This window comes from Bradyrhizobium sp. LeoB3 (genome assembly GCF_055456055.1).
Genome location: NZ_JBVBEF010000208.1, coordinates 1 through 4,943 on the forward strand (window position 1 = coordinate 1; position 4,943 = coordinate 4,943).

Genomic DNA, 4,943 nt, shown 5'->3' on the forward strand with positions numbered 1-4,943 from the left:
ACCCACTTCCTGATGAAGCGCCTAAGGAATGTCGCCGCTGAGATGGCGCTGCATGTTCTCGCTTATAACCTCACACGGGTGATGAACATCGTCGGCAAACCGAACCTGATTGCAGCCATCCGCGCCGCCTCAAGGCCGGAAAGTGCGTCCAAAAGCGCGATAACGCGTCCCTATATCCACCTTGGCCGGCTATCGGACGTTGGAACGCGTGGCCTGCAAGGATTGTCGACCACGGCCGCGTCCGTTTGCACACAACCAAGACCCATAGCCGACTCACGGGAATTGGAAGGCCTCGCGCGAAGTTTCGGGGGCACGTCTGCCGATGACTGCTCGTCAGAACGTTGATCATGCTTCCAAGCATCGGGTGGGGTTCCGGTCGTCTAAAATGGCTTCCTTGGATTATTCCCGCCGCTACTCAGAAATTTTCTGCGAAATCGGGTTGCGACTTCGTCGATCCCAAGTACGCTGGACTGAAAACAAGCAGCGACGGGGTTGGAATGACCAAAGAGAGATCGGGGTGGCGCGCATGGGCCGGATGCGCGGTTGTCGCCATGGGGTTGGCCTTGCAGCCCGCCGCGGCGCAGCAGGCGAAAATCACTAAGATCGATCTGCAGATCGATGCGCTCGATCCCGGCATCAAACTGTTCTTGCGCGAGAAGCTGCCGGAAGCCACGGCCAATGGACAGGACAATGTGGTCTTGTTTCTGCACGGCGCGACGAGCCCGTCGACCTGTGATTTCGACCTGCCCTACAAGGACTATTCCTGGGCCGACTGGCTCGCGAGCCGCGGCTACGCCGTCTACATGGGCGATTACCGCAACTATGGCGGCTCGACCCGAGAGCCGGCCATGGACGAGCCGGCCGCCAAGAACCAGCCCGTGACGCGTTCATTCCTTGCGGTCAGGGACGTCGAGGCGATGGTGAATGCGATCAAGGCACGGCGCGGCGTCAAGCAGGTCACCCCGATCGGCTGGTCCTGGGGCGCGATGATGGCCGGCTATTACGCCTCACTGCATCCCGAACGGGTGCGCAAGCTGGTCCTGTACGCACCGTTGTACAATTTCAACAATCACACCAATCTCGGACCGGGCAGCGCCCTGCAGAACAAGCGTAAGCCCTACGAGTTCAACTTCTCCATGGGAGCGTACCGGCTGGCCTCGGAGGCCGCCAATACCGCCCGGTGGAACGGCGAAATCCCGCTGGAGAACAAGGATGCCTATCGCGACCCGGCGCTGCCCGCCGAGTTCTGGAATGCGTGCCTGGCAAGCGACCCCACCAGCAACTCGCGCTCTCCGGCGAGCCTGCGCGCGCCCAATGGCGTGCTCGAGGACTCCTGCTATCAGGCGACGGGACGGCCGCTCTGGAATGCGGCCAACATCTATTCGCCCACCCCTCGTGATCGGGGGCAATTATGACACTTGGTCCTATCTTGACGATCGTGAAGGCCTGATGCGCGACCTCGTCCATGCGCCGGTGAAGAAGAGCGTGGTCATTCCGGACGCGACGCATTTCGTACTGTTCGAGACCAAGCGGTTCACGTTCTTCGAAGAGGTGCTGAAATTCATGCGCGAGTAACGCCTCGCTGCCATCCAATCATCGCACCTCCGGAGAGACAACATGAACCGCTTATCGTCGTGGACCTGTGCCGCCGCGCTCTGGTCATCCCTTGCGTTGGGCGGATCGGCGCAATCGCCTACCTACGAGCCGCTGCAGGTACCTGCGAAGTCCGTGCCCGTCCCAGCCACTGTAAGCCCGCAGCTCGCCAAGATCATCGGCATGCCCCTGCGCAATGGCTGGGACGTGTTGCCGAAGACCGGCGAGGAATGGGTGCCGATTGTCCAGGCCACCGCTGCAGGCACACTGAAGAACGTGCCTGCGCTCAAGGAGCGTCTCCACGTGAACGTCGAGAAGACTGTCATCGATGGCGTGCGGGCCTATATCTTGACGCCCAGTTCAATTCCGGCGCAGAACCAGAATCGCGTTCTGCTGCACATGCACGGCGGGTGCTACGTTCTCAACCCTGGCGAGGCCGCTCTGCCGGAAGCCATTTTCATGGCAGGGTTTGGGGGCTTCAAGGTCATTTCCGTGGACTACCGGATGCCGCCAGAAGCCTATTTCCCCGCGGCGCTCGATGACGGAATGACGGTGTACAAGGCTCTGCTCAAGACCACCGATCCGAAGAAGATTGCGGTTTTTGGCAGCTCGGCCGGCGGTGCTCTCACGCTTGAGATGATGCTCAAGGCCAAGCAGGATGGCGTGCCGATGCCGGGCGCGATTGCCCCGGGGACCCCTATGTCGGATGTGACCAAGGTCGGCGATAGCTTCGTGACCAATGCCAGGCTGGACAACGTGCTAGTCTCGCCCGACGGCTTCTGCGATGCGGGGACGGTCGTCTACGCCAAGGGCCACGATCTTAAGGATCCGCTGCTCTCGCCCATCTACGGCGACATGGCCGGCTTTCCGCCGACCATCCTGACCAGCGGCACGCGCGACCTCCTGCTCAGCAATACCGTGCGTGTCCATCGCAAGCTGCGGCAAAACCATGTGGAAGCACAGCTGCAGGTCTTCGAGGGACAATCGCACGCGCAATATTACCGCGACGACACCGCGCCGGAATCCAAAGAGGCGTTCGAGGAGATCGCGCTCTTCTTCGACCGCCATCTCGCCAAGTAGCTTCCCACTTTCCCATCGCGAGCAGAAACATGCAGAAACTCGTCACGATGCTGGCCGCCTCGATGTTTTGCTGTGCTCAGGCGATGGCGCACACGCCGCAGCAGCCGCCGCATCAGAGTTTTGGGGAAGGCGACCTTCCGCTCGAAAGCGGGGAGACGATCAAGGACTTCGCCATTTCATACGTCACACATGGCACGCTGAACGATGACAAATCCAATGCCATCCTCATGGTGACGGCGATCTCTGGCAATCACCACCGCATCGACTTTCTGATCGGGCCGGGCAAGGCGCTCGACACCGAGAAGTATTTCATAATCTGCACTGATGCGATCGGAAACGGGCTGACCACATCGCCCAGCAATTCGAAGGCGCAGCCCCGAATGCAATTCCCGAAATTCACCATCCGCGACATGGTGGAGTCCCAGTATCGGCTCGTTAAGCAGAAATTCGGCATCGACCACCTCGTCGCCGTGGTCGGACCTTCGATGGGTGGAATGCAAACGCTGCAGTGGGGCGTTAGTCACCCCGAAGCGATGGATGCGCTGGTCGCCGTGGTGCCACTCACTAAGACGCCCGCATGGACGGTCGCCGTGCTGGAAGCCTCGCGCAAGGCGATCACCGAGGACCCCGCCTGGAAGGACGGCAACTACGAGGCACCACCGGAGAGGGGAGTCCGTCTATGGCGCGACATCCTCAACCTGCTCGCGGCCCGAACGCCCGACATGTATCAGGGCCAGTTCAAGAACGGCATGGATGTGCTGCGATGGATGGAGCAGCAGGAGAGCGCCGCGATGAAAGCGTTCGATGCCAACGACTGGATCTACCAGACCTGGGCCTATGAGCGCCACGATGTCGGAACGACACCCGGCTTCGGCGGGGATACCGCAAGGGCGCTCGGCTCGATCAAGGCTAGAACACTGATTTTGACTGGAACAAAGGATCTGCTCAATCCTGAGTTTGAACCGATCCAAATGGGCAGGAACATCCCGCAGATCAAAATGGTGACAATCAGTCCCGGTACCGTCACCGGGCACGCTTCCGCGGGAGGCGCCGCACCGTCAGACGTCGAATTCCTCAACCGCGAGATCAATGCCTTTCTCGGCAATGCGCAACGCGGCTTCGGGAAGGCGAACTGACCAGCGTCTCACGCAACGGTGAAAGAACAAGAAGGGCCGAGTCTCACCTAAACCGATAAGGACGCCTTCGGGCCACCCGCCCCGGGCTGCGCGCTCTAGAGGCCTGACCCGCTGCTGCTCACTCGAGCCTACGAGGTGGCCGAACAAATACCGGGATGTCCGTTGATGGCCCGGAGCCGTATGTGAGGGCAGCGCAGAGCACGTCTGCTCTGCCCCCCGAAGTCAGACGTCAACTTGTTCTGCTATCGCGAGGGCGTCGTCGACCTCGATGCCGAGATATCGGACGGTACTCTCGATCTTGGTATGCCCCAGAAGGAGCTGTACGGCTCGCAGGTTGCCGGTTCGGCGATAGATCAATGTCGCGTTGGTCCGGCGAAAGGAATGCGTCCCGAACAGGTGTGGGTCCAGTCCGATTTCAGCGATCCAGTAAGATAGGAGTCGGGCATACTGCCGGGTCGTCATATGTCCACTCCGCTGCCGGCCAGTGAACAGGTATTCTCCTGACTTCCTGCCAGTAACCCGCAGGTAGTCATCGATTGCCTGCCGGGTCGATTCCGTCAGTTCAAATTTGACTGGCCGGCCGGTCTTCTTTTGTCGGACGGTCGCGCGGTCGGCCGCATATCCGCCCGTCGCAAGGTCATCGACTTTCAAGGCTACGACGTCGCAGCCGCGCAGCTTGCTGTCGATGGCGATGTTGAACAGCGCCAGGTCGCGCATTCGGCCTTCGACCTGGAGCTTGGTTCGGATTGACCAGACGTGCTTCGGACGGAGCGGCGGCTTTGCGCCGACGATCTTCCCCTTGTTCCAAGGAGCGTGTTTCGAGACGGCAGGGATGGTGCTTGGGATATCGGTCATGTTGACCTCCTCAGCTAGTGAGGCTGGTCATTTTCAGCCCGGAGCCCTTCCAATCCCGCGTCCGCTTTGAGACGATTGGAGACGTACTTGGGTCCAATTTGAACCAAGCGAGGGCCGCCTTTGATCCAGAGCGGACCCTTGACACTGCCCGGTTGAATTAGCGTGTCGTCAGGTCGATTGAAGGCCTGCCGACGATCGGCCACTAGCAGTCTGCTGAAGAACCCCCTCGCCACCGAGGGGGCTTGATGATTCACTTGTCATCTCGAATCGGCGGAGATG

The 4,943-nt window shown here is 60.5% G+C and carries 6 protein-coding genes; 5 read left to right on the forward strand and 1 reads right to left on the reverse strand.

Annotated elements, in window-relative coordinates; genetic code table 11:
- The 5 genes from ACZXDY_RS44650 to ACZXDY_RS44670 all read left to right on the forward strand — a co-directional run.
- The coding region (locus tag ACZXDY_RS44650; RefSeq protein WP_464349856.1) for a hypothetical protein at positions 1–345 on the forward strand (345 nt) is incomplete at its 5' end.
- A gap of 206 nt (positions 346–551) precedes the next feature.
- Positions 552–1,415, forward strand: a complete 864-nt coding sequence (locus tag ACZXDY_RS44655) for an alpha/beta hydrolase (RefSeq protein WP_464349857.1) — start codon at positions 552–554, stop codon at positions 1,413–1,415.
- Between the two features lie 34 nt (positions 1,416–1,449).
- Positions 1,450–1,575: a hypothetical protein gene (locus tag ACZXDY_RS44660; protein WP_464349858.1), complete on the forward strand. Its 126-nt coding sequence runs from the start codon at positions 1,450–1,452 to the stop codon at positions 1,573–1,575.
- A gap of 225 nt (positions 1,576–1,800) precedes the next feature.
- Entirely contained in the window at positions 1,801–2,673 is an 873-nt protein-coding gene (locus tag ACZXDY_RS44665) for an alpha/beta hydrolase (protein WP_464349861.1), read from the forward strand.
- A 29-nt stretch (positions 2,674–2,702) separates the two neighbouring features.
- Entirely contained in the window at positions 2,703–3,809 is a 1,107-nt protein-coding gene (locus ACZXDY_RS44670) for an alpha/beta fold hydrolase (protein ID WP_464349859.1), read from the forward strand.
- A 222-nt stretch (positions 3,810–4,031) separates the two neighbouring features.
- Here ACZXDY_RS44670 and ACZXDY_RS44675 read toward each other — a convergent pair whose 3' ends face one another.
- Positions 4,032–4,664, reverse strand: a complete 633-nt coding sequence (locus ACZXDY_RS44675; protein ID WP_464349860.1) for a tyrosine-type recombinase/integrase — start codon at positions 4,662–4,664, stop codon at positions 4,032–4,034.
- Positions 4,665–4,943: the final 279 nt, after the last annotated feature.